This is a genomic window from Providencia sp. PROV202 (assembly GCF_028479565.1).
Taxonomy (GTDB): domain Bacteria; phylum Pseudomonadota; class Gammaproteobacteria; order Enterobacterales; family Enterobacteriaceae; genus Providencia; species Providencia zhijiangensis.
The window spans coordinates 261,836-286,110 of record NZ_JAMPNV010000004.1 but is presented as its reverse complement, the minus strand read 5'-3'; the positions used below and the strand labels follow the sequence as shown (position 1 = coordinate 286,110).

At 39.1% G+C, this 24,275-nt stretch carries 17 protein-coding genes and 3 tRNA genes; 9 read left to right on the top strand and 11 right to left on the bottom strand.

Annotated elements, in window-relative coordinates:
* Window positions 1-262: 262 nt before the first annotated feature.
* On the top strand, window positions 263-1,309 hold the full coding sequence (gene trhO, locus PR799_RS02885; protein ID WP_154628425.1) for an oxygen-dependent tRNA uridine(34) hydroxylase TrhO: 1,047 nt from the start codon (window positions 263-265) through the stop codon (window positions 1,307-1,309).
* A gap of 46 nt (window positions 1,310-1,355) precedes the next feature.
* Here trhO and PR799_RS02880 read toward each other — a convergent pair whose 3' ends face one another.
* The 7 genes from PR799_RS02880 to PR799_RS02850 form a co-directional block, all read right to left on the bottom strand.
* On the bottom strand, window positions 1,356-1,949 hold the full coding sequence (locus PR799_RS02880; RefSeq protein WP_272521206.1) for a LuxR C-terminal-related transcriptional regulator: 594 nt from the start codon (window positions 1,947-1,949) through the stop codon (window positions 1,356-1,358).
* Between the two features lie 240 nt (window positions 1,950-2,189).
* On the bottom strand, window positions 2,190-2,444 hold the full coding sequence (gene bssS / locus PR799_RS02875) for a biofilm formation regulator BssS (protein WP_154628429.1): 255 nt from the start codon (window positions 2,442-2,444) through the stop codon (window positions 2,190-2,192).
* Window positions 2,445-2,662: 218 nt separating this feature from the next.
* Window positions 2,663-3,712 (bottom strand): dihydroorotase, encoded by a 1,050-nt coding sequence (gene pyrC / locus PR799_RS02870; protein ID WP_154628432.1) that lies wholly within the window; start codon window positions 3,710-3,712, stop codon window positions 2,663-2,665.
* A 190-nt stretch (window positions 3,713-3,902) separates the two neighbouring features.
* A tRNA-Asn gene (locus PR799_RS02865) sits at window positions 3,903-3,978 on the bottom strand.
* A 307-nt stretch (window positions 3,979-4,285) separates the two neighbouring features.
* Window positions 4,286-4,361 (bottom strand) — tRNA-Asn (locus tag PR799_RS02860).
* Between the two features lie 326 nt (window positions 4,362-4,687).
* Window positions 4,688-4,763 (bottom strand) — tRNA-Asn (locus PR799_RS02855).
* Between the two features lie 136 nt (window positions 4,764-4,899).
* Entirely contained in the window at window positions 4,900-5,403 is a 504-nt protein-coding gene (locus tag PR799_RS02850; protein ID WP_154628434.1) for a YlaC family protein, read from the bottom strand.
* A gap of 480 nt (window positions 5,404-5,883) precedes the next feature.
* On the opposite strand from PR799_RS02850, the gene cspE reads away from it, so the two are divergent.
* The 3 genes from cspE (at window position 5,884) to mgtA (ending at window position 10,126) form a co-directional block, all read left to right on the top strand.
* The gene (cspE, locus tag PR799_RS02845) at window positions 5,884-6,096 is read left to right on the top strand and encodes a transcription antiterminator/RNA stability regulator CspE (RefSeq protein WP_004909801.1); all 213 of its coding nucleotides are present in this window, start codon (window positions 5,884-5,886) and stop codon (window positions 6,094-6,096) included.
* Between the two features lie 482 nt (window positions 6,097-6,578).
* On the top strand, window positions 6,579-7,277 hold the full coding sequence (locus PR799_RS02840) for an MgtC family protein (protein ID WP_036951537.1): 699 nt from the start codon (window positions 6,579-6,581) through the stop codon (window positions 7,275-7,277).
* A 146-nt stretch (window positions 7,278-7,423) separates the two neighbouring features.
* A complete protein-coding gene (gene mgtA, locus PR799_RS02835) occupies window positions 7,424-10,126 on the top strand; it encodes a magnesium-translocating P-type ATPase (protein ID WP_272521205.1) in 2,703 nt (900 codons plus the stop codon).
* Between the two features lie 92 nt (window positions 10,127-10,218).
* Here mgtA and PR799_RS02830 read toward each other — a convergent pair whose 3' ends face one another.
* Complete coding sequence (locus tag PR799_RS02830; protein WP_006657479.1) at window positions 10,219-10,530, bottom strand: DUF5339 domain-containing protein; 312 nt, start codon at window positions 10,528-10,530, stop codon at window positions 10,219-10,221.
* Window positions 10,531-11,554: 1,024 nt separating this feature from the next.
* On the opposite strand from PR799_RS02830, the gene fliZ reads away from it, so the two are divergent.
* A complete protein-coding gene (gene fliZ, locus PR799_RS02825) occupies window positions 11,555-12,067 on the top strand; it encodes a flagella biosynthesis regulatory protein FliZ (RefSeq protein WP_132494631.1) in 513 nt (170 codons plus the stop codon).
* A 380-nt stretch (window positions 12,068-12,447) separates the two neighbouring features.
* Here fliZ and putA read toward each other — a convergent pair whose 3' ends face one another.
* Entirely contained in the window at window positions 12,448-16,446 is a 3,999-nt protein-coding gene (gene putA, locus PR799_RS02820) for a trifunctional transcriptional regulator/proline dehydrogenase/L-glutamate gamma-semialdehyde dehydrogenase (protein ID WP_154628439.1), read from the bottom strand.
* 493 nt (window positions 16,447-16,939) lie between these two features.
* On the opposite strand from putA, the gene putP reads away from it, so the two are divergent.
* The gene (gene putP, locus PR799_RS02815) at window positions 16,940-18,424 is read left to right on the top strand and encodes a sodium/proline symporter PutP (RefSeq protein WP_154628440.1); all 1,485 of its coding nucleotides are present in this window, start codon (window positions 16,940-16,942) and stop codon (window positions 18,422-18,424) included.
* A gap of 109 nt (window positions 18,425-18,533) precedes the next feature.
* On the opposite strand, the gene cycA is transcribed toward putP, so the two are convergent.
* Both cycA and PR799_RS02805 read right to left on the bottom strand, forming a co-directional pair.
* Complete coding sequence (cycA, locus tag PR799_RS02810) at window positions 18,534-19,934, bottom strand: D-serine/D-alanine/glycine transporter (RefSeq protein WP_272521204.1); 1,401 nt, start codon at window positions 19,932-19,934, stop codon at window positions 18,534-18,536.
* A 352-nt stretch (window positions 19,935-20,286) separates the two neighbouring features.
* Window positions 20,287-20,718: a hypothetical protein gene (locus tag PR799_RS02805; RefSeq protein ID WP_154628442.1), complete on the bottom strand. Its 432-nt coding sequence runs from the start codon at window positions 20,716-20,718 to the stop codon at window positions 20,287-20,289.
* Window positions 20,719-22,347: 1,629 nt separating this feature from the next.
* Here PR799_RS02805 and flhD point away from each other — a divergent pair.
* The 3 genes from flhD (at window position 22,348) to motA (ending at window position 24,269) form a co-directional block, all read left to right on the top strand.
* Window positions 22,348-22,698 carry a flagellar transcriptional regulator FlhD gene (flhD, locus tag PR799_RS02800; RefSeq protein WP_036951507.1) on the top strand — a complete coding sequence of 117 codons (351 nt, stop codon included), beginning with the start codon at window positions 22,348-22,350 and terminating at the stop codon, window positions 22,696-22,698.
* Window positions 22,695-23,285 (top strand): flagellar transcriptional regulator FlhC, encoded by a 591-nt coding sequence (gene flhC, locus PR799_RS02795; protein WP_154604184.1) that lies wholly within the window; start codon window positions 22,695-22,697, stop codon window positions 23,283-23,285. The genes flhD and flhC overlap by 4 nt, the downstream gene beginning before the upstream one ends.
* A 96-nt stretch (window positions 23,286-23,381) precedes the next feature.
* Entirely contained in the window at window positions 23,382-24,269 is an 888-nt protein-coding gene (motA, locus tag PR799_RS02790) for a flagellar motor stator protein MotA (protein WP_272521203.1), read from the top strand.
* The last annotated feature ends 6 nt before the right edge of the window (window positions 24,270-24,275 follow it).

Sequence of the window (24,275 nt, the reverse complement as noted above, 5' to 3'; positions counted from 1 at the left end):
TTTTATTCAGAGGAAAATTAGCGCAATGGTATTTTTCTGTCAAAGGGCAAAGGGCAAAGGAATTTATCAGACTAACTTTTTTAATTTAGTGATTTTTTCTTTAACATTATCATTAAGAGTTTGTGATAAGTGTAATATCCACTAAAAAGAAATGGTTTTTTATTAACATAATAAAAGGGATAATAACCCACAATTAACGAGCAATTCTTTGCTGGTGATTTAAATTTTTTATATCAAAGCATTACATAGGAAAGCGAACACCATGCCAGTGTTACACAACCAAATTTCGAATAAAATCCTTAAAGAACGTATGTTGGCTGAAACTGAGCCGCGTACCACAATCTCTTTTTATAAATACTTCAATATTCAAGACCCTGTTGCATTTCGTAATGAGTGGTACCAACAATTCAAAGCGTTGAGTGTATTTGGTCGTGTGTATATTGCTAAAGAAGGGATCAACGCACAAATTAGCGTACCTGCCTCTAATGTAGATGCGTTGCGTGAACTTATCTACGCAACAGACCCTGCCTTAAATGATCTGCGTTTGAACATTGCTATTGATGATGATGGCAAGTCCTTCTGGGTACTACGTATGAAAGTACGTGACCGTGTTGTTGCCGATGGTATTGATGACGAAACCTTTAATCCTGCCAATACCGGACAGTATCTGAAAGCAGATCAAGTCAATGCGATGATCGATGACCCAAATACTATTTTTGTCGATATGCGCAACCATTATGAATATGAAGTCGGTCACTTTGATAATGCGATTGAGGTGCCATCAGACACCTTTAGAGACCAACTGCCAATGGCGGTTGAAATGCTGCAAGACCAGAAAGATAAAAATGTGGTGATGTATTGCACGGGCGGTATCCGCTGTGAAAAAGCGAGCGCCTACATGCTACATAACGGTTTCCAAAATGTTTATCATGTGGAAGGCGGGATCATTGAATATGCGCGTAAAGCAAAAGAACAAGGCTTGCCACTGCGTTTCAAAGGTAAAAACTTTGTGTTCGATAACCGTATGGGTGAGCGTATTACGGATGACACCTTAGCGCATTGCCATCAATGTGGGGAAGTCTGTGACACTCACACTAACTGTAAAAATGACGGTTGCCATTTACTGTTTATTCAATGCCCAAGCTGCGCTGAAAAATATGAAGGCTGCTGCAGTCATGCGTGTACTGAAGAGATGAAGTTGCCTGAAGAAGAGCAGCGTATTCGCCGCGCTGGTCGTGAAGTGAGTAATAAAATATTTAATAAATCTCGTCATCGTTTAGCGGACGGACTGTTAAATAGCGAAAAGTAGAATTATTTTAAAACGAAGAAAGCCCTTTTTAAAAGGGCTTTATCTTTTAATAAAGATACTTAAAAACATTATAAATAAAAAATAATTCAATTCTGTTTTTAACAAAGACTTTTGATGTAATATGCCTTTTTTGTGAATAAACGGTACTATTACTTATGCCTAATTTTCTAGAGATAATATGATTAGGAGTTTCATTCATCCAATTATTAATTATATTTTGCTCTTTCATCGTAAAAATGGATGAGTCATTATTATTAGCAAGCTTTGTTATTTGTTCTATTTGATCTGAATCAGTAATAACTTTGTCCAATATTTGAGTCATGATGTTTTTTGACATAATGAAAAAATTATCTTTTAGTAGTAAAGGCTTGTCTGTTAATGGGTATGCAGCATTGATGTAGATATAGAATCGAATGCTACTGGTTCTGTTTAGTAATGTTTTCAGGGTTGGGCAGTAACTCGAGTAATGACAATAGTATGTCAAATTAACTAGAACAATGCTGGGTGAATATTTGTTTATATATTTAATACCTTCATTAATGCACCCTGTGCTAATGAATTTTAATTTTCTATTAGAAGATAAATATTCAGTAATACCAAGGCGGGTATAATAACACTCATCAATAACTAATATTCTCATAGGGAACATCCTTGTCCGGAAAGAGTATTACAATAAATTGGAATTGATATTGAAGTCAATAAAGTAATAATAAAAATAATAAATTATCGCTTGTATTTGCAATTAAGTCATAACTTATAGTTTTTATTTTATCTTTAATAATAAACAGCAAAGAATCATTTATTAATGATATAAATTAGAGCAATGAAATGATAAGGAATGGATATTTGTTATGAGACAAATATCCATTCTGTTTACCTGCTAATGAGTTTTGAAATCAGATTCAAGATATTCGCCAGACTCAATCTTATCAATTCCAGCCTGAAGAATATTAATCAGCTGTTTGGCTACATCTGTTGTCAGCCACATGGTTTTATCAATTATTGCGCTATCCAGGCTATTGTTCTGTTCAGGGAGGTAATGTAAACGTAGCATCATCGCATCGTAGGCATCGACAGTACTGATATCCCAGCCAACAACAGGGTGAGTTTGGATTACATCGTTTTTTCTATTCATTTAGACCTCCTAATCAAACATCGTGATAAATAGTAAATATCTATTACTGACTAAGAGCAGGTGACTCAGAACGAGCTATATCTAGTATAAGAAGATTTTTTTAATATGGTAGTAGTAAAACTATTTTTTCTGTGAATTTTGATGAAAATTGACAAAATAGTTGGTGATTCTTTAAAAAAGAAGATGTGAAAAGGATAAAACCTTTCCACATCATAATGTTATTGGCCTACTTTGATAGTCCAACCGCAATCTTCACCCGCTAAGAATGGGATCAATTTATCTGTCCCACAGGCAATAGATTCACAGGTCATATTCTCAGATTTTGTCAGTGTAATGTGGCCTTCATTGACGGGTAATTCGTAAAATTTAGGTCCATTTAGTGAACAAAATGCTTCGAAATGCGCTAAAGCGCCTAATTCTTCGAATACAGTCGCATAGGCAGCTAGTGCGGTTGGTGCGTTAAATACGCCTGCACAGCCACAGGATGTCTCTTTACGGGATTGAACATGCGGTGCAGTATCGGTGCCTAAGAAGAAGCGATCACAGCCAGAAGCGACAGCTGCACGTAATGCTTCTTGATGAACATTACGTTTTAAAATAGGCAGGCAATATAGATGCGGTCGTACACCACCAACTAACATATGGTTGCGGTTAAACATCAAATGCTGTGGTGTTAAGGTCGCAGCTGTAAATTCGTTAGCCTCTAACACATATTGTGCGGCTTCTTTGGTTGTGATGTGTTCGAAAACCACTTTTAACTGAGGGAATTGAGCTCGTAATGGCAGCATGACTTGTTCGATAAACAGCGCTTCACGGTCGAAGATATCGATATGGCTGGCGGTCACTTCCCCATGAATGAGTAATGGCATTCCAGCTTGTTCCATGGCAGCAAGAACAGGGTAGATTTTTTTAATGTCAGACACGCCATGGCTAGAGTTTGTTGTGGCATTTGCGGGATACAATTTACAGGCCGTAAATACACCTTCATTGAAACCACGAATTAATTCATCAGCATCCGTTGTGTCAGTTAAATAGCAGGTCATTAGCGGTGTAAATTGGTGCCCAGCAGGTACCGCTTGTTTAATTCGTTCACGGTATGCTCTTGCGGCTTCTACCGTGGTAACTGGGGGTACAAGGTTAGGCATGACAATGGCACGACCAAAAAATTGGCTTGTGAACGGCACGACTGTATTTAACATTTCATTATCGCGAAAATGAACATGCCAATCATCAGGGCGGCGGATCGTTAGGGTAGTTACAGTTGTCATTAAACCGGCTCCAATAAGGGGGGAAGTGATGAGCAGATGCTCAAGCCGGGAAAGAATGATAAAACGAAAACGATTAAATAGCTATGATCAAGGACAATTAATATAGAAATTATTTTTCTGTGGTTTTTTTTAACATGTTGGAAAATAAAGGAATTGGAACAGAATAAAACACGGAAAGGAAAGATTAAGTTGGCTCCTCCAGCTGGACTCGAACCAGCGACATACGGATTAACAGTCCGCCGTTCTACCGACTGAACTATGGAGGAACTCCCTTAACACGCAGAGGATATTAGCGTTCTGAATCGCTAATGTCAAAGGGGAAAATGATAAAATAAGTTCGTTTGCCTGTTATCTGCGCGAATCGATAGAATTTTGATCTGACTGATAAGATGTAAAAGGAATAAAGCCAAAAATAGCTTAAAAAAGAGTCAGTTAAAAAATGTGATATAAGATTATAGCGCGATTGTTATGTGTAAAAATTATTTTTGATAAGGAATTAATAGGAAGGATAAAAATGGCTGGATTAGAAAGCAAGAAGCCCGCTAGGATTAACCTGAGCGGGCTTCTTAAATTTGGCTCCTCCAGCTGGACTTGAACCAGCGACATACGGATTAACAGTCCGCCGTTCTACCGACTGAACTATGGAGGAATTGGTTGTTCTTGAGAACGAGGCGCATATTACCCACCGCGTACTCAGTTGTAAAGCATAAAATTAAAAAAAATGTTCAATAGGTTGCTAAATAAACAAGTTGGTGATTATTTATGCCTTATCAATAGGGTTTCAGGGATTTACCCGTTGTTTTAAGCAGAGCGGCTAAAATGTGAATAACGAGCAAGCAATAGGGATTATTCTATTAATGAATAGGACAGGAATAAATAAAAGTGGCTGGGAATAGGGTGAGTGTGCATGAAATGGTTAAAGGGACTAGAAAGCAAAAAGCCCGCAAGAATTAATCTTAGCGGGCTTTTTAAATTTGGCTCCTCCAGCTGGACTTGAACCAGCGACATACGGATTAACAGTCCGCCGTTCTACCGACTGAACTATGGAGGAATTGGGTTGTTCCTGAGAACGAGGCGAATATTAACGATATCACCTCGGCCTGTCAACGATAAAAATAGAAAATAAATCTAATTGCTCACTCACTAATCATTACGAATAAAAACTACGCTATATTATTGATAATGTTTTAATTTTGAGCAGCTAAAGTAACTTGTGTTGGCAACGAAACCTCTGGGTAAGCAATATGGTAAATATCGTAAAAGGAAATATTTCCCTTTAATGCTAATAAACGAGAAATTTCTTGCTTGATAGCTGAGCTGACTTCTTGAGATTCAAGAACTTTATTTAAAGCATCTTCAGATACGACTTCAGTGACAAACCATTCGCCGTTATAGCAAACGCGCAAATCAAGCACGCCAATGTCTTCAAAATGGTAAACAGGCTTAATGTCAAACAACAGAACGCTAGCAAGTATAATGAATAAGAGGGTTATACCGAGCGTCCAATAAGGGCCAAAGTAGGGTGCGTACCATAAGATCACGGCAAGCGGTAAATAAGCTGCAATCATGCCAATACATAAATAAGGATGATTGGCGAGAAATTGGCTATTAAAGTAAGGTTTGCCATCACGTTGCTCACGCTGATTAATGGCATCTAAATCATCTATAAGTATTTGTTTGATAATATCCATGGTAAGTGACTCTCTGTCAGATATCTATACTAGGAGGGTATCACGGAGGGAATGAATTGTTATATATCAGTTAAAAAAAATATTTAACTGGATTGTCATCATCTGGGATTAATCCTGTCGACTTTTGAGGCTTGGAGAGGGTTTTATTTAAAAAAAATCTTTAAAATATCAATAAAATGCAGTTTATTTGTTAACATAATCCCGCCTAAAAGTGACGAAATCGAAAAAACATCAATATTTTCGGGATTGAATGTATAAAATAGTTGCTATTATCTCAAAGTCATGAGTTAATGTGCATCGGCCTGTTTAGCAGTCCTATTTGATGTATGATTACTGAGTTAGTGTGTTCTAAAGAAAAAAGTTATCACAGATAGCCTTTTACCGTGACGCTTCATCTTGGTGTTTCCCTGATTAAATAGCTGACTCTGGCCCATATATGCCAAAAGGCAAGTTTTTTTGATGTTATATAGGAAAAGTCAAATGTCCGACAAAATGAAAGGTCAAGTTAAGTGGTTCAACGAGTCTAAAGGCTTCGGTTTCATCACTCCAGCTGATGGTAGCAAAGACGTTTTCGTCCACTTCTCTGCCATTCAGGGCAATGGTTTCAAAACTCTGGCAGAAGGCCAGCAAGTTGAATTCACCATTGAAAACGGTGCAAAAGGCCCAGCAGCTGCTAACGTAACTGCTATCTAAGCTAATTGCTTAACTGATTTTCTAAAGCCCGTCCTTTTTAAGGACGGGCTTTTTCGTTTCTGAAAACTAAAAAATATAGTGTAAAAATAATTAACATTTAAATCTTTACTTAATAATTAGCCGCATCTATACTCAGCTCACATTAACCTATTGGAGATAAATTACTTGGACAGTCAGAGTTGTAATAAAAACTTAATTTAATTGGCAAGTAATTAATAATCTCTTCTATTAACTGCTTGCCACTACGGCGGGCGGTGTCTGATGTTTCCATCAATCATACTCCCTGATTTATATAAGAAATTTTCATTTTTTTAATGAATTAATCACTGTTGCAGTGAGTGTGTATCATGCAAGTTTATATTTATTCTCTATTCCCTCCGGGCAATAGCCATTAATTACTGAATATTTATTTATTCAGCAATTTGGCATGGGCTTTTATTCTGCTCATTAATTGTTATCCATTATTTGATGGAGGGATCATTATGTTTTTCACACCAGATATATTAAATCTTTTATCTGCAATGTGCCTTGGTGCATTAATTGGCGCAGAGCGCCAATGGCGTCAAAGAATGGCTGGATTGCGTACGAATGCATTGGTTGCGACGGGCGCTGCCGTATTTATTTTGAGTTCAGTGACGACTTCACCAGATAGCCCTGGCCGAATTGCTGCACAAATTGTGTCAGGGATTGGCTTCCTAGGTGCTGGAGTGATCATGCGTGAAGGCATGAATATTCGAGGGCTGAATACAGCTGCAACACTATGGTGTTCAGCCGGGATTGGTGTGTTATGCGGGTTAGGACAATACTCACTGGCTACAATAGCTACCTTATTGATTTTATGTGCAAACATTCTACTGCGAGAAGCTGCAGCAAAAATTAATCGCCAGCCGCAACAGCAGGCATTAGATGTTGAGCAGCGTTATAAAATACGGGTGATGTGTCACCAAGGTGATGAAATCCTTGTTAGAACGTTGATTTTACAAGCCATTAATGGGCTGCATATTCGCTTACAGTCATTGAGTAGCGCAGATACATTGAAACCAGAACAGCTGGAGGTGTGTGCAGAGTTTCTTGCCACTCCAGTAGAGCAAAAAGAGATAGAAGCATTGGTTTGCCGGATTAGTCTTGAGCAAAGTGTCAGTGCTATCAATTGGAAAGTGGCATCTGAGCTACCCGCTTGATTGCTAAAAATTAACTGATTAAAGGAGCTTAAATGGACGAGCACCCCCCGTCTTGGAGATATAAACAGGAGCTATCTGGCTAAAATACAATATTTTCAGTCAGATAGCGTTTAAAAAGTACAACTGTACTCTATAGAGATAACGTTATGACTGAAATAAGGCATCAGCGCAAAGGCGCAAAAGCCCCTGCACGCCAAAAATTCATTGTTGGCGAACAAGCGAGCAAAAACATTGAGCAGGTTCTCAATGAATATCAAACTAACCTTTTGGGCTTATCTGAAAATGAAGCTCTCGACCGCTTAGTGGTAGAAGGTGAAAATGAAGTTGCTCATGAAAAAGCGCCTCCTGCTTGGAAGCAATTACTCACTTCTTTTAAAAACCCATTTATTTTTGTTTTGATGATCCTCGCGATTGTGAGTTTCTTTACTGACTACGTGATCCCTGAACGTCAGGGTGAAGAGACTGATTTAACAGGTGTTATCATCATTGTCACAATGGTTGTATTAAGCGGATTGCTACGTTTTTGGCAAGAATATCGAACCAATAAAGCGGCAGAAGCCTTGAAATCCTTGGTTAGAACCACGGCTACTGTATTCCGCCGCGATGATAGAACCGGACGTTCTATTCGTAAGGAAGTACCTATCAAATGCTTAGTACCAGGGGATATCGTTTTATTATCGGCAGGGGATATGGTTCCCGCGGATTTAAAACTAGTGGAATCTCGAGATCTATTTATCAGCCAAGCCATTTTAACGGGGGAATCTATCCCTGTTGAAAAATATGACACTCTCGCAAATGTGTCCGCAAAAAGCTTGGAGCCCGCATCACCGACAGAAAATGAATTACTTGAAATTTCAAATATCTGTTTGATGGGCACCAATGTGACAAGTGGGACAGCGAGAGGTATTGTGGTTGCAACGGGGAGTAAAACGTACCTAGGTTCGCTGGCCAAATCGATTGTTGGAACTCGAGCTCAAACTGCTTTTGATCGCGGTGTGAATAGTGTGAGTTGGTTGCTGATCCGCTTTATGCTGGTAATGGTACCGATTGTCTTATTAATCAATGGATTCACTAAAGGCGATTGGTTTGAGGCAACACTATTTTCATTGGCAGTTGCAGTAGGGTTAACCCCAGAAATGTTACCGATGATTGTGAGCTCGAACCTTGCAAAAGGGGCGATAGCCATGTCTAAGCATAAGGTTATCGTTAAACGGCTCAATGCGATTCAGAACTTTGGTGCGATGGATGTACTCTGTACGGATAAAACAGGCACGCTAACGCAAGATCGCATTATTTTAGAGCATTATCTCGACAGCAATGGGCAAAAAGATAGTCGAATTTTGCAATTGGCGTGGTTGAATAGTTTCCATCAAAGCGGTGCCAAAAACATGATGGATCAGGCAATTATTCGACGTGGCCGTGGTAATGATAAGGTCGAGCAGTTGAAGGCTTATCAAAAAATTGATGAACTACCGTTTGATTTTATTCGCCGAAAATTATCGGTCACAGTAAAAACCCCTGAAGGTGATGCTTTATTGATCTGTAAAGGGGCTGCGGAAGAGATGTTGGCTGTTTGTCATAGTTATCAGCATGATGGACATACCACCTTATTAGATGCTCAAGCTAAAGCTAGGATTGCAGAGTTAGTCAGTGACTATAATAAACAGGGTTTCCGGGTATTACTGCTGGCAACGCGTTCATTAAATGATGCAGAAGCTTTGTTACCGTTATCAGCTCAAGCAGAGCAACAGCTTGAGTTACAAGGTATTCTTACATTTTTAGACCCTGCAAAAGAGAGTGCAATTTCGGCTATTGCTGCACTAAGAGAAAATGGTGTGATGGTCAAAGTGCTTACTGGCGATAATGCCGTGATCACTGAAAAAATTTGCCATGATGTAGGTTTGAATATTGATGAGATTATGACGGGTCTTGAAGTCGAGGCGATGAATGATGAGGAGCTGAAAACAAAAGTTGAACAAGTTTCCGTTTTCTGCAAATTAACCCCACTGCAAAAATCTCGGATCCTAAAATTACTACAAGCAAATGGACATACGGTTGGTTTTCTGGGGGATGGGATCAATGATGCGCCGGCTTTACGGGATGCGGATGTCGGTATATCCGTGGATACAGGCACCGATATTGCGAAAGAATCTGCGGATATTATTCTGCTAGAAAAAGATTTAATGGTATTAGAACAAGGCGTTATCAAAGGAAGAGAAACGTTTGGGAATATTATTAAGTATTTAAATATGACCGCAAGCTCTAACTTTGGAAATGTGTTTTCCGTTCTGATTGCGAGTGCATTTATTCCGTTCTTACCGATGCTAGCTATTCATTTACTCGTTCAAAACCTGCTGTACGATATGTCCCAACTCGCATTACCGTGGGACAAAATGGACAAAGAGTTTTTAAAACGTCCACGTAAATGGGATGCGAAAAATATTGGGCGCTTTATGATTTGGATTGGTCCAACATCGTCCATTTTTGACATCACGACATTCGCCTTAATGTGGTATGTGTTCCAAGCCAATAGTATCGCCCATGAAGCGCTATTCCAATCCGGTTGGTTTGTTGAGGGATTACTGTCGCAAACCTTGGTTGTTCATATGTTACGGACACAAAAAATCCCATTCATTCAAAGTACGGCTGCGTTACCCGTGTTACTGACAACAGGAATCATTATGGCTCTTGGGCTTTATATTCCGTTCTCATCATTTGGTTCGATGATTGGCTTGCAGCCTTTGCCAATGGAATATTTCCCGTGGTTAGTACTGACATTAGTGAGTTATTGCTTTGTCGCGCAAGGTATGAAGCACATCTATATTAAACGCTTTGGAACGTGGTTATAACCTGATTGGGTTACGTGACTTGAGCGGAATCTATCGCTTGAAGTTAAATAAAAAAGAGCCATATAGGCTCTTTTTTTACAGAATAGGAAGGCTTATTGCAGACCTAAAGCTGTTTTCATTTGTTTCATCGCATCAATGCCTTGCTGGCAAGCTTGATCTTGTTGGTCTTTAGGTAAAGCAGCAACTTGCTTTTTACCTTCTTCTAACTGACCTTTCATCGCATCTAATTGAGCTTTGGCTTGTGGGTTCTCAGAAGCTTTAGCAATTAAGCTATCAACTTCAGCGAAGTAAGCGTTACAAGTTTCAGTTGCACCAGCAACTTGACCTTTTTTCTCTTCTTCTGAGCACGCAGTAATTGTTAATGCCAATAAACCCAGTCCACAAGCTAAAATCATCTTTTTCATAATCAACCTTATTAAAATTATTTATATATAAAGCAAATTAAGTATATAAGAGGATCTTCTTTTATCAATGTAACAAATCCTAAAAAGGAAATTGATAATCAATTCAAATAATTAATCTCTATTATGAAAATTTATGCTTTATAAATGACTTTTGTAGTGATAATTATCTATCATATTTTTTGTTAGCCTATTATGACGAATAAAAAATAAAGATGGATTATTATTAATTAGTATAAATACGTAATTGACACTGAGTTCACATATTTATGAAATAAGAATAACAGCATGAAATACCAAGTGAGTAGCAAACCACTTTGTAAAAAATACGTTAAGTAAAAGTAACTAAAGATTGTCTATAATAAGAGAAAATTAAACTCCTTATAACTTTTCTAATGATGTTAATAACTTTTTTTCATATGCAGTAAAAATAATTAAAATTGAGAATCAATGTAAAAAATAATTTACACTATACGTATAAAACTGGATTATCGAATATTTATAGAATTAATGGCTGTACATTTAAAATGCGATTATAGAAGTGAAAGGTGAGCTGTATCACAAATTTATTAATAAAATGCTTTTCACTATATAATATTGATTTTTAAATTAAATTTCCTTTGAATCGTTAGGGGGTTATCAGGTAAAGTCTCTGCCTCCAAGGGTGTCCCTCTTTCGAATCTTGGTTTTTTAAGTGATAAAACTTTGCTATTTAGGTTAACAACGATTAGGTTCGTTAGGTTGACGCTAGGTCAAATTTACGTGCAAAATTACTCTCATAAGAAATTCGCCAAAGTGTTTTAGACAGGTTAGAATGCTTCGGACAAAGGGAAATAAATTTTCTTACATTACATTCCCAGAAGGATCCACCTTACAAAGGGAAAGTAAGAAAATGAGATAAGGTAATTACACTTATCTCGATATGCAACATAGCAGACAATCATTAATGCTATGGGCATGGTATGTATGTAACCGGATTTATCTTGTTACTTTTTATTTTTATAATTACACACAGGGCTTTACCATTATGTCTGCTTCTATTGTAAAGAAACGGCCGTTGAGTCGTTATATTAAAGATTTTAAACACAGCCAAACTCATTGTGCACACTGTAATAAAACTCTTGATCGTATCTCCCTCGTTTTCAACGATGGTATCTTGAATAAAGAAGCTATCGCTGACATGACCGATTTGGTTGATGAAGCGGCTTGGGGCGAACTTCAAGGGCAATTTACAGCACTTTGTCGTTTTTGTAGTGAAATTTTCTGTAATAGCAATACAGACTATTTCGATATTATGTCTTTTAAACAGTATTTGTTCTTACAGACAGAAATGAGTCATAGCACCGTCCGCGAGTACGTTGTTCGTCTGCGCCGCTTAGATGAACTGCTGTCATCCTCTAACTTTTCAATGAAAGACTTTACCGCAAGTAAAGTTCAAGAACAGTTGAGTGATAAAATGACTGATTCAGCATTTAGCAACTACAATATTGCACTACGTAAATATGAGCAGTATTTAAGCTGGCAGTCAGAAAAAAACTAATAATATTTTAAGTTAATAAAAATAATTAGTTATACGATTATTTTTAATACTAAAATAGGCAAATAGGTGTCCAATAGGGCACCTTTTTTTATTTTTGAATAATAGTCAGTATAAATGATATAAATTGAACAGATTTAGAATTAAATTTCATCAGCTGTTATAGCTAATGCTTAATATATAATAATAAAAATTAATGGGAACTATTTAATTAAATTTATAGATAAATAAGGATGACAAAAAACAAAAAAGGCAGTGAATATTTGGATTTAATGAAAAAGGAATAGAATATTATGAATGTAGTTCAAGAGTTTATAGTGAGGGGAGAGCCTGAGTTAATCAACCTATATTATACTGGGCTGAAAAACTCAGGCTTTTGCCTATTATCCGATAGTCATTAAGCTTGCATTACCACCTGCTGCGGCAGTATTCACACTTAAAGAACGTTCATGCACTAAGCGTTCAATGAGCAAGTTAGTTTCACCACGCTCAAAGCCTTGGACTGAAATAATCGGCCCTTTGCGTTTGGCAATCGCTTCACAAACGTGTTTCAGTTGATCGCAATCTCCGTGATAAATCACACCTTCAATTGGCTCCACTGTGTTTTGCCAATCTTTGGTGAATGATATAGTTTTGCGGACTTTTTCTGGCAGTGATTTAAATAGCTTCTGATGCAGTTCGCTATTTTCCCACAGTGTTTGACAACCACTTGCGAGCACGGCAGATAACTGAGTCAAACAATCACGTTCATTATCGCTAAGGCATAAAATAGTGCCGCGTGGACGCAAGGTGTAGGTGTTCTTTTCACCCGTTGGCCCTGGTAATAAACGTGTTGTACCGGCTTGCGTTAAACGAGCAAATTGTTCAACCGTAGATTGTTCAATTACAGACTGTTCAACATCCGTTTTCTGTTTTTGTACCCATGCAGAAAAAGCTTCAAATGGTGCGAGTAACTCTGCGCGAGCACTTGCGTCCATTGGTAAGTGGCTGTCTTGCTGCTCCAATGTTTGGCAAACTGCATTCTCAGGACGCTCGCTTAATAAACGGTAGAGATAAAGCGGCCCACCGGCTTTAGGTCCTGTACCTGAAAGTCCTTCACCACCAAATGGTTGTACACCGACAACAGCACCGACCATATTGCGGTTAACATATAAGTTGCCCACTTTCGCTTTAGCAACCACTTGATTGATGGTTTCATCAATGCGGGTGTGAACACCTAATGTTAATCCGTAACCCGCCGCATTAATTTGGTCAACTAATTGTTCTAATTCATCACGTTTGAAGCGAACAACATGCAGAACAGGCCCGAAAATTTCTTTTTTCAACTCACCAATATTATCTAACTCAATCAGAGTTGGCTTAACGTAGGTTCCTTCGGCTTGTTCTTGCTGATCTTGGCTGTCTGCAAAGACAGCTTGGAAAACGTTTTTACCTTTACTGCGCATTTGTTGAATATGTTGGTCAATATTCTCTTTGGCTTCACTATCAATGACAGGACCAATATCGGTGGAGATGTGTTCAGGATTTCCCATCCGGCACTCTTCCATTGCACCTTTCAACATGCGAATTGTTCGGTCAGCGACATCTTCTTGAACACAAAGAATACGCAATGCGGAGCAGCGTTGACCCGCACTGTCGAATGCAGAAGCGACGACATCGGTGACAACTTGCTCAGTGAGTGCTGAAGAATCAACAATCATCGCATTCAATCCGCCAGTTTCTGCAATCAGAGGCGTTGGGCGACCCTGAGTATCTAAGCGACCCGCAATATTACGCTGCAATAAGCCCGCGACTTCGGTTGAACCAGTGAACATCACGCCACGAACGCGCTGATCGCCGACTAATTTTGCTCCGATAGTTTCACCTTTACCCGGTAAAAATTGCAGAACATCACGAGGTATGCCCGCTTGGTGCATAATGGATACCGCAATAGCACCAATTAATGGTGTTTGTTCCGCAGGTTTAGCCAGCACAGTGTTACCTGCGGCTAATGCCGCTGCGATTTGTCCAGAGAAAATGGCTAATGGGAAGTTCCATGGGCTGATACAAACAACAGGGCCAAGAGGGCGGTGAGTGTTATTATCAAAATCTTCACGGACTTGAGTAGCGTAATAGTTTAAGAAATCAACCGCTTCACGCACTTCAGCAATCGCATTGGCGTAAGTTTTCCCAGCTTCACGCACTAGCACATCCAATAATGGCTGCAACTGTTGCTCCATAATATCGGCAGCACGTAACAGGATAGCTGCACGTTCAGATGGTGGTGTTGCAAACCAAATCGCACCTGCATCAGTGGCGATATTCAGCGCATGTTCAGCTTCTTGTTCGCTGGCTTCACGTACTTTACCCACGATATCGCGATGGCAGGCTGGGTTGATAATTGCGACGGCTTCAGGTAGCGCTTGTTGTGCCACAAATTCGCCACCCAATAGTGGTTCTGCGATTTTTTCTTGCGCCGCGGCATTGAGTAATGCGCTCGAGAGTGATGCTAAGCGGTGTTCGTTAGATAAATCTAAGCCCATTGAGTTAACACGGCGAGTTCCATACAGGTCACGCGGTAATGGAATTTTAGGGTGTGGTAAGCCAATTTGCCCTTCAGTTTTAGATAGCTCACGAACGTCTTTAACCGGATCAGCAACCAATTCATCTAATGGGATCGTGGCATCCGCAATTCGGTTAACAAACGAAGTGTTTGCCCCGTTCTCTAAGAGGCGGCGAACTAAGTAAGCTAATAATGTTTCGTGGGTACCGACTGGGGCATAAATGCGACATGGTCGGTTGAGTTTACCGTCTGCCACTTTACCAACGACTTGTTCATATAATGGTTCACCCATGCCATGTAGGCATTGGAATTCATATTGACCAGGGTAGTAGTTTTTACCTGCAATTTGGTAGATAGCTGATAGTGTGTGCGCGTTATGCGTCGCAAATTGTGGGTAAATTAAGTTAGGTACAGACAGTAATTTACGTGCGCAAGCGATATAAGAAACGTCGGTATACACTTTGCGGGTATAAACTGGATAACCTTCTAGGCCGTCAATTTGTGCACGTTTAATTTCGCTATCCCAATAAGCCCCTTTTACAAGACGGATCATCAGGCGGCGTTGGCTGCGTTCGGCTAAATTGATAATTGAGTCGATAACAAATGGGCAGCGTTTTTGGTAAGCCTGAATGACAAAACCAATACCGTTCCAGCCAGCCAATTTCGGTTCAAAACACAATTTTTCGAGTAAATCTAACGAAATTTCTAAGCGGTCAGCTTCTTCAGCATCAATGTTGATACCAACATCGTATTGGTGAGCTTGCAAGACTAAAGAGAGTAAGCGCGGATACAGTTCTTCCATCACGCGCTCGTATTGCGCGCGGCTATAACGTGGATGCAGAGCGGATAATTTGATGGAAATACCCGGCCCTTCATAGATCCCGCGTCCATTCGAGGCTTTACCAATTGCGTGGATCGCTTGTTGGTAAGAGACCATATAATCTTGGGCATCTTTTTCGGTTAATGCAGCTTCACCTAGCATATCGTAGGAGTAGCGGAAACCTTTGTCTTCTAATTTACGGGCGTTGGCAAGGGCTTGGGCGATGGTTTCGCCGGTGACAAATTGTTCACCCATCAAGCGCATTGCCATATCCACGCCTTTTCGTACCAGCGGCTCACCACTTTTGCTGATAATGCGATTTAGCGAGGAGGATAGTTTTGCTTCGTTGTGGGTAGAGACTAATTTACCCGTAAATAAAAGCCCCCATGTTGCTGCGTTCACAAACATTGAGCTGCTTTGACCAACATGGGATTGCCAGTTACCTGTACTGATTTTATCTCGGATCAGTGCATCGCGAGTGGCTTTATCGGGGATACGTAATAGAGCTTCGGCAAGGCACATTAATGCCACGCCTTCTTGAGAAGACAGGGAAAATTCTTGTAATAACCCTTGGACTAAACCTGAACGACCCACTCCATTTTTTTGATTACGCAGTTTTTCTGCGATGGAGTAAGCCAGTTTATGAGCCGCATCAGCTTGTTCAGGAGGCAGTTCAGCTTGTTGTAAAAGCATTGGAACAGCTTGAGTTTCAGGAATGCGGTACGCCGATGTAATTGCAGAGCGTTTCACCGATTGGGGCAAAATATGTTCAGCGAACTCAAGGAATGGCTGATAAAGGGTTTCTGGAGACGAAATTTCGTCTCCAGAATGCTGATCTTTTGTATCCAAAACCGTTGATAATTCAGGTATAATTTGATTGTTATCGAGTTGCTCTAAATAATTATATATAGCTTGTTTAATAAGCCAATGGGATGTGCGATCAAGACGTTGAGCGGCGGCTTTAATGCGGTCACGAGTTTCTTCATCAAGTCTCACACCCATAGTTGTTGTGCTACTCATCTTAATTCCTTCCTTTTCACAGGTGTTAAATACCAAAAGTTACACACCATTATGATGATGTTGCAACTTTGTGCAACATTGTTAATGTGCTATGTGAAGGAAATGTGAAACAACTCTTATTTTTATGAGTAATTTATGAGACTCATTGATTGGGTTTTTATGATTCACTTGTAAATCAATGTGTTGGGTTTTCTTTGGGGATGATGGCAAGTTAAACGCTTAATTAAGAATTTGACTTAAAAGTTTAACATTTGTGATGTGTCTTTTATTTATTGAACAAAAAATAGTTAATTTCTTGTTAAAAGCATCTGAGTCTGTCTAGCATGATGTGGCAAAGTTATTGAGTTATTGCAACACAAACAATCACAACATAGATAAGGTGTGCATCAAAAAATGCAAAATTGTGCAATTAAGTGCAACACCTTGAGATTAAAAGTTATCAAAGAAAATTATAAAGATAACGACAAAATAGACGCACTATGGAGACGACAGGATGACTGTAAGCACTCCGATGATCATTATGTTCATCGTATATATCACGGGTATGTTATTGATCGGCTATTTAGCCTATCGCTCAACGAAAAACTTTGATGATTACATTTTAGGGGGACGAAGTTTAGGTAGTGTGGTAACCGCATTATCTGCAGGGGCTTCAGATATGAGTGGCTGGTTATTGATGGGGTTACCAGGCGCTATTTTCCTCGCTGGTATTTCTGAAAGCTGGATTGCAATTGGTTTATGTTTAGGGGCTTATTTAAACTGGCTGTTTGTTGCAGGGCGTTTACGTGTACAAACTGAAAAAAATAATAATGCCTTAACGCTGCCAGACTATTTCACAAGTCGTTTTGAAGATAATAGTAAGATTTTACGTATTATTTCTGCGGTTGTTATTTTAGTTTTCTTTACTATCTATTGTGCATCTGGGGTTGTAGCAGGGGGCTTGCTGTTTGAAAGCACCTTTAATATAAGTTACGACAAAGCTCTGTGGTTAGGAGCACTGGCGACCATTGCTTATACTTTCTTAGGTGGTTTCTTAGCGGTAAGTTGGACGGATACTGTTCAAGCATCATTGATGATTTTTGCCCTGATCTTAACGCCAATTGTCGTGATTTTATCCCTTGGCGGGTTAGATACTTCAATAGAAGTGATTAAAGCGAAAAACCCTGAATACCTTGATATGTTTAAGGGCATGAACTTTGTTGCCATCTTATCATTGCTGGGTTGGGGACTGGGTTACTTTGGTCAGCCTCACATTTTGGCGCGTTTTATGGCGGCAGATTCACATCGTACTATTCGTTCAGCACGTCGTATCAGTATGACATGGATGGCATTATGCTTAGGTGGAACGATTGCTGTTGGCTTTTTTGGTATCGCTTATTTTGAAAATAATCCTGCATTAGCAGGTTCTGTGATGAAAAATAACGAACGTATTTTCATGGAATTAGCCGGATTACTGTTTAACCCATGGGTTGCGGGTATCTTATTATCTGCGATTTTGGCGGCGGTAATGAGTACATTAAGTTGCCAATTATTAGTGTGTGCCAGCGCATTAACCGAAGACTTATATAAGCCATTCTTCCGCAAATCAGCTAGCCAGAAAGAGCTTGTGTGGGTAGGGCGCGGAATGGTGCTGTTAGTGGCAGCGATCGCAATCTATATTGCCCAAGACCCAAATAACAAAGTCTTAGGATTGGTGAGTAACGCGTGGGCAGGTTTTGGTGCCGCGTTTGGTCCAGTCGTTTTACTCTCTGTTATGTGGAAACGTATGACACGTACTGGGGCCTTAGCAGGGATGATTGTCGGTGCGGTAACGGTATTAGTTTGGATGAAATTCAAATGGTTAGGTTTATATGAAATCATTCCAGGCTTTATTTTTGCGACCATCGCTATCATAGTTATCAGCTTAATAACTAAGGCGCCAAGTGCAGCAGCACAAGCCCGCTTTGATGAAGCAGAAGCTGAATATAATACAAAATAATTGATAGATTTAGATTTTATAGATAGGTCTAGTTATAGATAGTAAAAAGGCTGAAAGGGAAACCTTCCAGCCTTTTGTTTTGTTTGTTAATTGCATATCCGTCAAATAATTAACGTGGTTTACGGCGTTTGACGACTTGGTAGCCAATAAACAGAATAACAAACCACAGTGGCGTCGCAATTAAAGCTTGTCGGGTGTCATGTTGGAATGCGAGTAATACAACCATAAAAGCAAAGAAAGCGAGACTGACCCATGACATAAAAATACCCCAAGGCATCTTATAGCGAGATGCGGCATGTTTTTCTGGGCGATTCTTACGGAAATTCAGGTAGCTTAATAAAATCATACTCCAGATAAACATGAACAGAATCGCAGACACGGTTGTGACTAAGGTGAATGCATGCATGATATCGGGAATAAAGTAGATCAAAACAATACCGAAACTTAGGCAGATACAGGTGAAAATTAAGCCTGTTGCAGGTACCGCTTTTTTTGATAACTGACTAAATTGTTTCGGCGCATCTCCCTCTTTAGATAACCCAAACAGCATACGGCTGGTGGAGAAAACACCACTGTTTGCTGATGAAGCCGCAGAGGTAAGTACCACAAAGTTCACGATACTGGCAGCAGCTGGCAGGCTGATTAGCACGAACATTTCTACAAAAGGACTTTTGTCCGCCAAAATGGTGCGCCAGGGAGTAACGGCCATAATCACAATCAGGGATAATACATAGAAAGCAATGATCCTGATCGGGATAGCATTAATGGCTTTTGGTAGGGATTTTTCAGGATCACGGGTTTCTGCTGCTGCGGTACCCACTAATTCAATTCCCACAAAGGCGAAAATCGCAATTTGGAATCCAGCAAAGAACCCACTGAGCCCCATTGGGAACATACCACCATCGTTCCAAATATTACTTAAAGATGCTGTGTGTCCGGTCGGTGATTGGAAATTCATCGCAATCAACGTACCGCCGACGGCAATTAGCGTGACAATAGCGACAATTTTGATCATCGCGAACCAGAACTCCAGTTCACCAAACAGTCGAACAGAAACTAAGTTAAGTGTCAGTAGCGTGGCAACACAGATAAATGAAGTCACCCATTCCGGGAAATTAGGTACCCAGAAACTGACATACGAGGTGATCGCGATAATATCGGCTATTCCCGTGATCACCCAGCAGAACCAGTAAGTCCATCCCACAAAGAACCCTGCCCATGGACCGATTAAATCCGCAGAAAAATCACTGAAAGATTTATAGTCTAGGTTGGAAAGCAGCAATTCCCCCATGGCTCGCATGACAAAAAACAGCACAAAGCCGATGATCATGTAGACAAAGATAATAGAGGGACCTGCGAGGGAGATAGTCTTTCCTGACCCCATAAATAGCCCTGTACCAATGGCGCCTCCAATGGCAATTAACTGAATATGACGGTTACTGAGGCTACGTTTTAGTTGATTTCGGTCAGAAGATGGCCGAAGGGTGGTTGTCGTTGCATTTTCTTCCATATTGTTATTTATCCGATAGTCATTGTGATATTAGCCCACACTATTTTTTTAAGTTTGAGGCTGTGTTTGCTCGAAATATTGTGACATAAATCTCAATTAGAGTAAGAGAAAATTTACAAATGGCTGAGAGACCGCTGGTTTAACCAACGGATCTATCTAGGTCATTAACATTATTAACGAAAAATTAACCTAAAATTAAAAATAGCAGAATAAGTTGAAATGCACCAAATGCTTCATTCTAAATGATGACAGTTGTGGTGTGGGAAATATATAAAGGTGATGTAGCTCATTTTTTAACTGAAAATATCACGATTTTTCTTATTTTTAACAGTTATCTTTATATTGGCTATTTCTAAATGATAGGGCTAACTGTCACTTTCACATCATATCCCACGACAAATAAGGCTTGTTCTAGCGCTTCAATTTTTGATGCATATTGTAGGTCAAGTAACCGCTCTATTTGTTGAGCGCTGATATTGAGTGTTCTAGCAAGTTTGCTGCGCGGGGTTTGAGTTTCAAGAATGGCATTGTGTAGCGCGATTTTTAAGCAGCTCAATATAGGTAAATGAATAACAAACGCATCAGAGACTGAATTTTGGGGAAGAGGAATAGGATTTCTTGATGTGATCAGCTCAGAAAGCGTGGCTAGCAATGTTTCTTGAGCTTCTAATTCGACATCTTCTGCGCAATAAGTCACACCTTGAATATCGGGGAAGTCACAAAAATTAATTTCGTATACACCTTCATCTTCGATAAATTCAACCGTTGCTAAATAATTAAACATAGTAAACCTCAAAAATTAGTTTCTTCATAAGATAAATAGTACAAAACATCACAGAATAGACAATGAGTAGAATGTTAATAAAATGAAAAACGGATAGTGATAGTTTGTAGATTGAACATTTTTTACCACCTACAAGTCTGATTGGTTAAAGAATAGATGCGTTTCATAATGAAACTGTCATGTAAACCCATTACCTCTTTGTGAGCCAAGTCCCAGTTTTAACAATATTTAATTCACCTCTTGTCCCAGTATCAATATGCCAATTTTACCCTTTTAGTCATCATATAATTTTTTAAATAAAACATATGAGAACGCATATGCATCCTAATTCGAATAAGCAGTTATACGTAATTTTGTCGTTGTGGTTAAGTAATTTGTTAAAATAAAAGTATATAGTAACATTGCGGTATCATCATTTTAGGTTACTAACTAGTAAATAAACAGCGATATGTACGCGGGGGTAATAAGTTAAATTACTTATTTACATAAGTCATATTTTCGAAGCAGGGTAGTCTTATTTACACATAAATGTAGTGAACTTGGATGACCATCTTATTGTTTATAAATTCGCTAGCAGAATGGTGCTTAGTTTTTTTATTTTTTCCTTTTATCAATAACTCAGTGCGCTAACTAATGCTGTGGCTTGAATTTTTTATGCAAAAAACAATAGCGAAATAGGTTAATCAAATGTTTGAAAAGTTAATTTAATTAAAATGAGTTTGTCATACAAAAATAACAATCTTGCTTATTAATATGGCAATACTCGATGAGAATTCATGACAATTTTATCTGAAATCTTTAATGGTATTGCCTGTATATAAAATGGGCTTAATTAGAATTTTTAATGTTATTGCCATTGGTTAATAATAAGACAGTTAAATTTAATTAATATAAAGTTGCTGTGGAATAATAATATGTATGACAAATTTAACTTTAATTTAGGCGAGAAAAAATTGAATTAATTTGATTAAGATTTGTGGTTTTGATTAAACGCATTGAAAAATAATGTTTAATTTTTCTTCCTAAGATACCGATATTACTAAGCCTGTAAACAAATTACATTTTTACGGGCGTAATAAAGATTGATTTAGATCAATATGTAGGTTCTTTCGTTATGCTTAGTGTTTATCGCTTATAAATTCCCTCATATGGGTGAGTTTTTTACTTAAAATACTAGTATTTGACTTATGAAAAATCTAAATGTTGTGAATATTTGAGATAAGTAGGATTAAGATATAGTTGTAATAAAGAATTGCTAATATATAGATGGATAATTATCCCGATAGACCAAAAAGAAACATAAGTGTCTTGAATAGTTAATTTAGTGGTGCATAATAATTAACGGCTAATAATGAAATCGGTATATTCTGAGATTTACAAGAAATGCTAACTTTTTAGCCACTCGTTATTGTTGTAGGTAATCAGGAAATATATTTAATTTAAGTTTGAACCTGTGTGTTTATATACTCCAAACTGGGTATTTTAATGGACCTCATGGGATAGTAATGGACTACACTATCCAGCTTTAATTATTTTCATATTTAAAACTTTGGTTAACACATTCGGCTCAAATTGATATTTGTTCTTTCTGCATGCAGATGTTAATAATTATTCGAAAGGTATAAAAAAATGAGCTCTACCACTGATTTTCTGAAGCATATATACGATATTAATCTTTCATATTTGCTTTTAGCTCAAAAGCTTATCGCCCAGGAAAAAGCCACTGCCATGTTCCGTCTCGGAATTTCCGATTCGATGGCGAACACTTTAGCAGAACTTTCTTTACCTCAATTGGTTAAATTAGCGGAAACAAATCAGCTAATCTGTCAATTTAGATTTGAAAACAGCGACACGATTGAGAAGCTTACCCGAGATTCACGAGTTGATGAATTGCAGCAAATTCATACGGGTATCCTCCTTTCTACCCGACTATTGCAAACGCATAATGAGTCCGATTCAGATATAGCGAGAAAAAGATGAGTAGCGTAGCTGAGAAAAGTATCGTCAAGGAAGCTAATGATATTCGTTTGGCAATGGAATTGATTTCTCTTGGGGCTCGCCTGCAGATGTTGGAAAGCGAAACTCAAATTAGTCGTGGACGCTTGGTGCGTTTATACAAAGAACTCAGAGGTTGCCCTCCACCAAAAGGGATGCTCCCTTTTTCAACCGATTGGTTTATGACATGGGAACAAAATATTCACTCATCCATGTTCTATAACGCCTATCAATTTTTACTGCAAACCGGTCAATGCGAAGGGGTTGATGCTATTCTCAAAGCCTATCGACTCTACCTAGAGCAGTGTTCACCTAATGCAGGAGATGAGCCAATTTTGGCATTAACCCGAGCGTGGACATTAGTTCGTTTTGTGGAAAGTGGTATGTTGCAAAGCTCCGATTGCAATTGCTGTAGTGGTTCATTTATCACCTATGCCCACATTCCTGAAAATAGCTTTACGTGCAGCTTGTGCCAGCCTCCATCACGAGCAATAAAAAAACGTAAACTTTCCGAGCATCTCGCCGATATTACGGAATATCGACAAGATGGCATTACCAAAGCGGTAATGTAATTGGATTAATTTGGTTTACAGGCAATTTCATTGCCTGTCCTTCCTCATATTCCCTTTGACTGCCATCTGTTAACCAACGGAGTGAAAGGGAATACTGTGTTAATACTCATCGGATATATCATTGTTACAGCTGCCGTTATCGGTGGCTATGTCATGGTCGGTGGTCATCTTGGCGCGCTGTACCAACCAGCTGAGTTTGTCATTATTTTGGGGGCTGGTTTAGGCGCATTTGTTGTGGGTAACAGTGGTAAAGCCATCGTTGCATTATGCAAAGTATTACCAAGACTCTTCCGTCGCTCTTCTTACAACAAAGCCATGTCAATGGACTTAATGGCTTTGTTATTTCAGCTTTTGAATAAATCTCGCCAACAAGGCCTACTTGCACTCGAAAAAGATATTGAAAATCCGCAAGAGAGTGAGATTTTCTCTCAGTATCCTCGCATTATCAAAGATCAAACTGCCATGATGTTTATCGTGGATTATTTACGTTTAATGGTGACGAGTAACCTGCAAGCGCATGAAATCGAAGCATTAATGGATGAAGAGCTAGAAACATTCCGTCAAGAAAACGAAGTACCAGCATCCGGTTTGAACATGGTGGGCGAATCCATGCCTGCGTTTGGGATCGTGGCGGCCGTTCTAGGGGTGGTAAATGCGCTAGCAGCTGCAGACCGACCTGCGGGTGAATTGGGCGCCTTGATTGCACATGCAATGGTAGGAACTTTCCTCGGTATTTTAGTGGCTTATGGTTTTGTTTTACCACTGGCTAGTTTGATTCGTCAGCGCAGTAGCGAACAATTAAAAATGATGGAGTGCATTAAAGTTACTTTCCTCTCTTCGTTGCAAGGGTATGCGCCTCAAATTGCGGTTGAGTTTGGTCGTAAAGTCTTATTTAGCGTTGACAGACCATCATTCCTTGAGCTGGAAGATAAAGTCCGCGAAGTCAAAGTCGGTAATCGCGCAACAGAAACCACTGAGGAGTAATCGCTA

What these genes read in the sequence shown, in the direction of transcription:
- trhO (WP_154628425.1), top strand. Translation starts at nt 263, where the DNA reads ATGCCAGTGTTACACAACCAAATTTCGAATAAAATCCTTAAAGAACGT.
- PR799_RS02880 (WP_272521206.1), bottom strand. Translation starts at nt 1,949, where the DNA reads ATGAGAATATTAGTTATTGATGAGTGTTATTATACCCGCCTTGGTATT.
- bssS (WP_154628429.1), bottom strand. Translation starts at nt 2,444, where the DNA reads ATGAATAGAAAAAACGATGTAATCCAAACTCACCCTGTTGTTGGCTGG.
- pyrC (WP_154628432.1), bottom strand. Translation starts at nt 3,712, where the DNA reads ATGACAACTGTAACTACCCTAACGATCCGCCGCCCTGATGATTGGCAT.
- PR799_RS02850 (WP_154628434.1), bottom strand. Translation starts at nt 5,403, where the DNA reads ATGGATATTATCAAACAAATACTTATAGATGATTTAGATGCCATTAAT.
- cspE (WP_004909801.1), top strand. Translation starts at nt 5,884, where the DNA reads ATGTCCGACAAAATGAAAGGTCAAGTTAAGTGGTTCAACGAGTCTAAA.
- PR799_RS02840 (WP_036951537.1), top strand. Translation starts at nt 6,579, where the DNA reads ATGTTTTTCACACCAGATATATTAAATCTTTTATCTGCAATGTGCCTT.
- mgtA (WP_272521205.1), top strand. Translation starts at nt 7,424, where the DNA reads ATGACTGAAATAAGGCATCAGCGCAAAGGCGCAAAAGCCCCTGCACGC.
- PR799_RS02830 (WP_006657479.1), bottom strand. Translation starts at nt 10,530, where the DNA reads ATGAAAAAGATGATTTTAGCTTGTGGACTGGGTTTATTGGCATTAACA.
- fliZ (WP_132494631.1), top strand. Translation starts at nt 11,555, where the DNA reads ATGTCTGCTTCTATTGTAAAGAAACGGCCGTTGAGTCGTTATATTAAA.
- putA (WP_154628439.1), bottom strand. Translation starts at nt 16,446, where the DNA reads ATGAGTAGCACAACAACTATGGGTGTGAGACTTGATGAAGAAACTCGT.
- putP (WP_154628440.1), top strand. Translation starts at nt 16,940, where the DNA reads ATGACTGTAAGCACTCCGATGATCATTATGTTCATCGTATATATCACG.
- cycA (WP_272521204.1), bottom strand. Translation starts at nt 19,934, where the DNA reads ATGGAAGAAAATGCAACGACAACCACCCTTCGGCCATCTTCTGACCGA.
- PR799_RS02805 (WP_154628442.1), bottom strand. Translation starts at nt 20,718, where the DNA reads ATGTTTAATTATTTAGCAACGGTTGAATTTATCGAAGATGAAGGTGTA.
- flhD (WP_036951507.1), top strand. Translation starts at nt 22,348, where the DNA reads ATGAGCTCTACCACTGATTTTCTGAAGCATATATACGATATTAATCTT.
- flhC (WP_154604184.1), top strand. Translation starts at nt 22,695, where the DNA reads ATGAGTAGCGTAGCTGAGAAAAGTATCGTCAAGGAAGCTAATGATATT.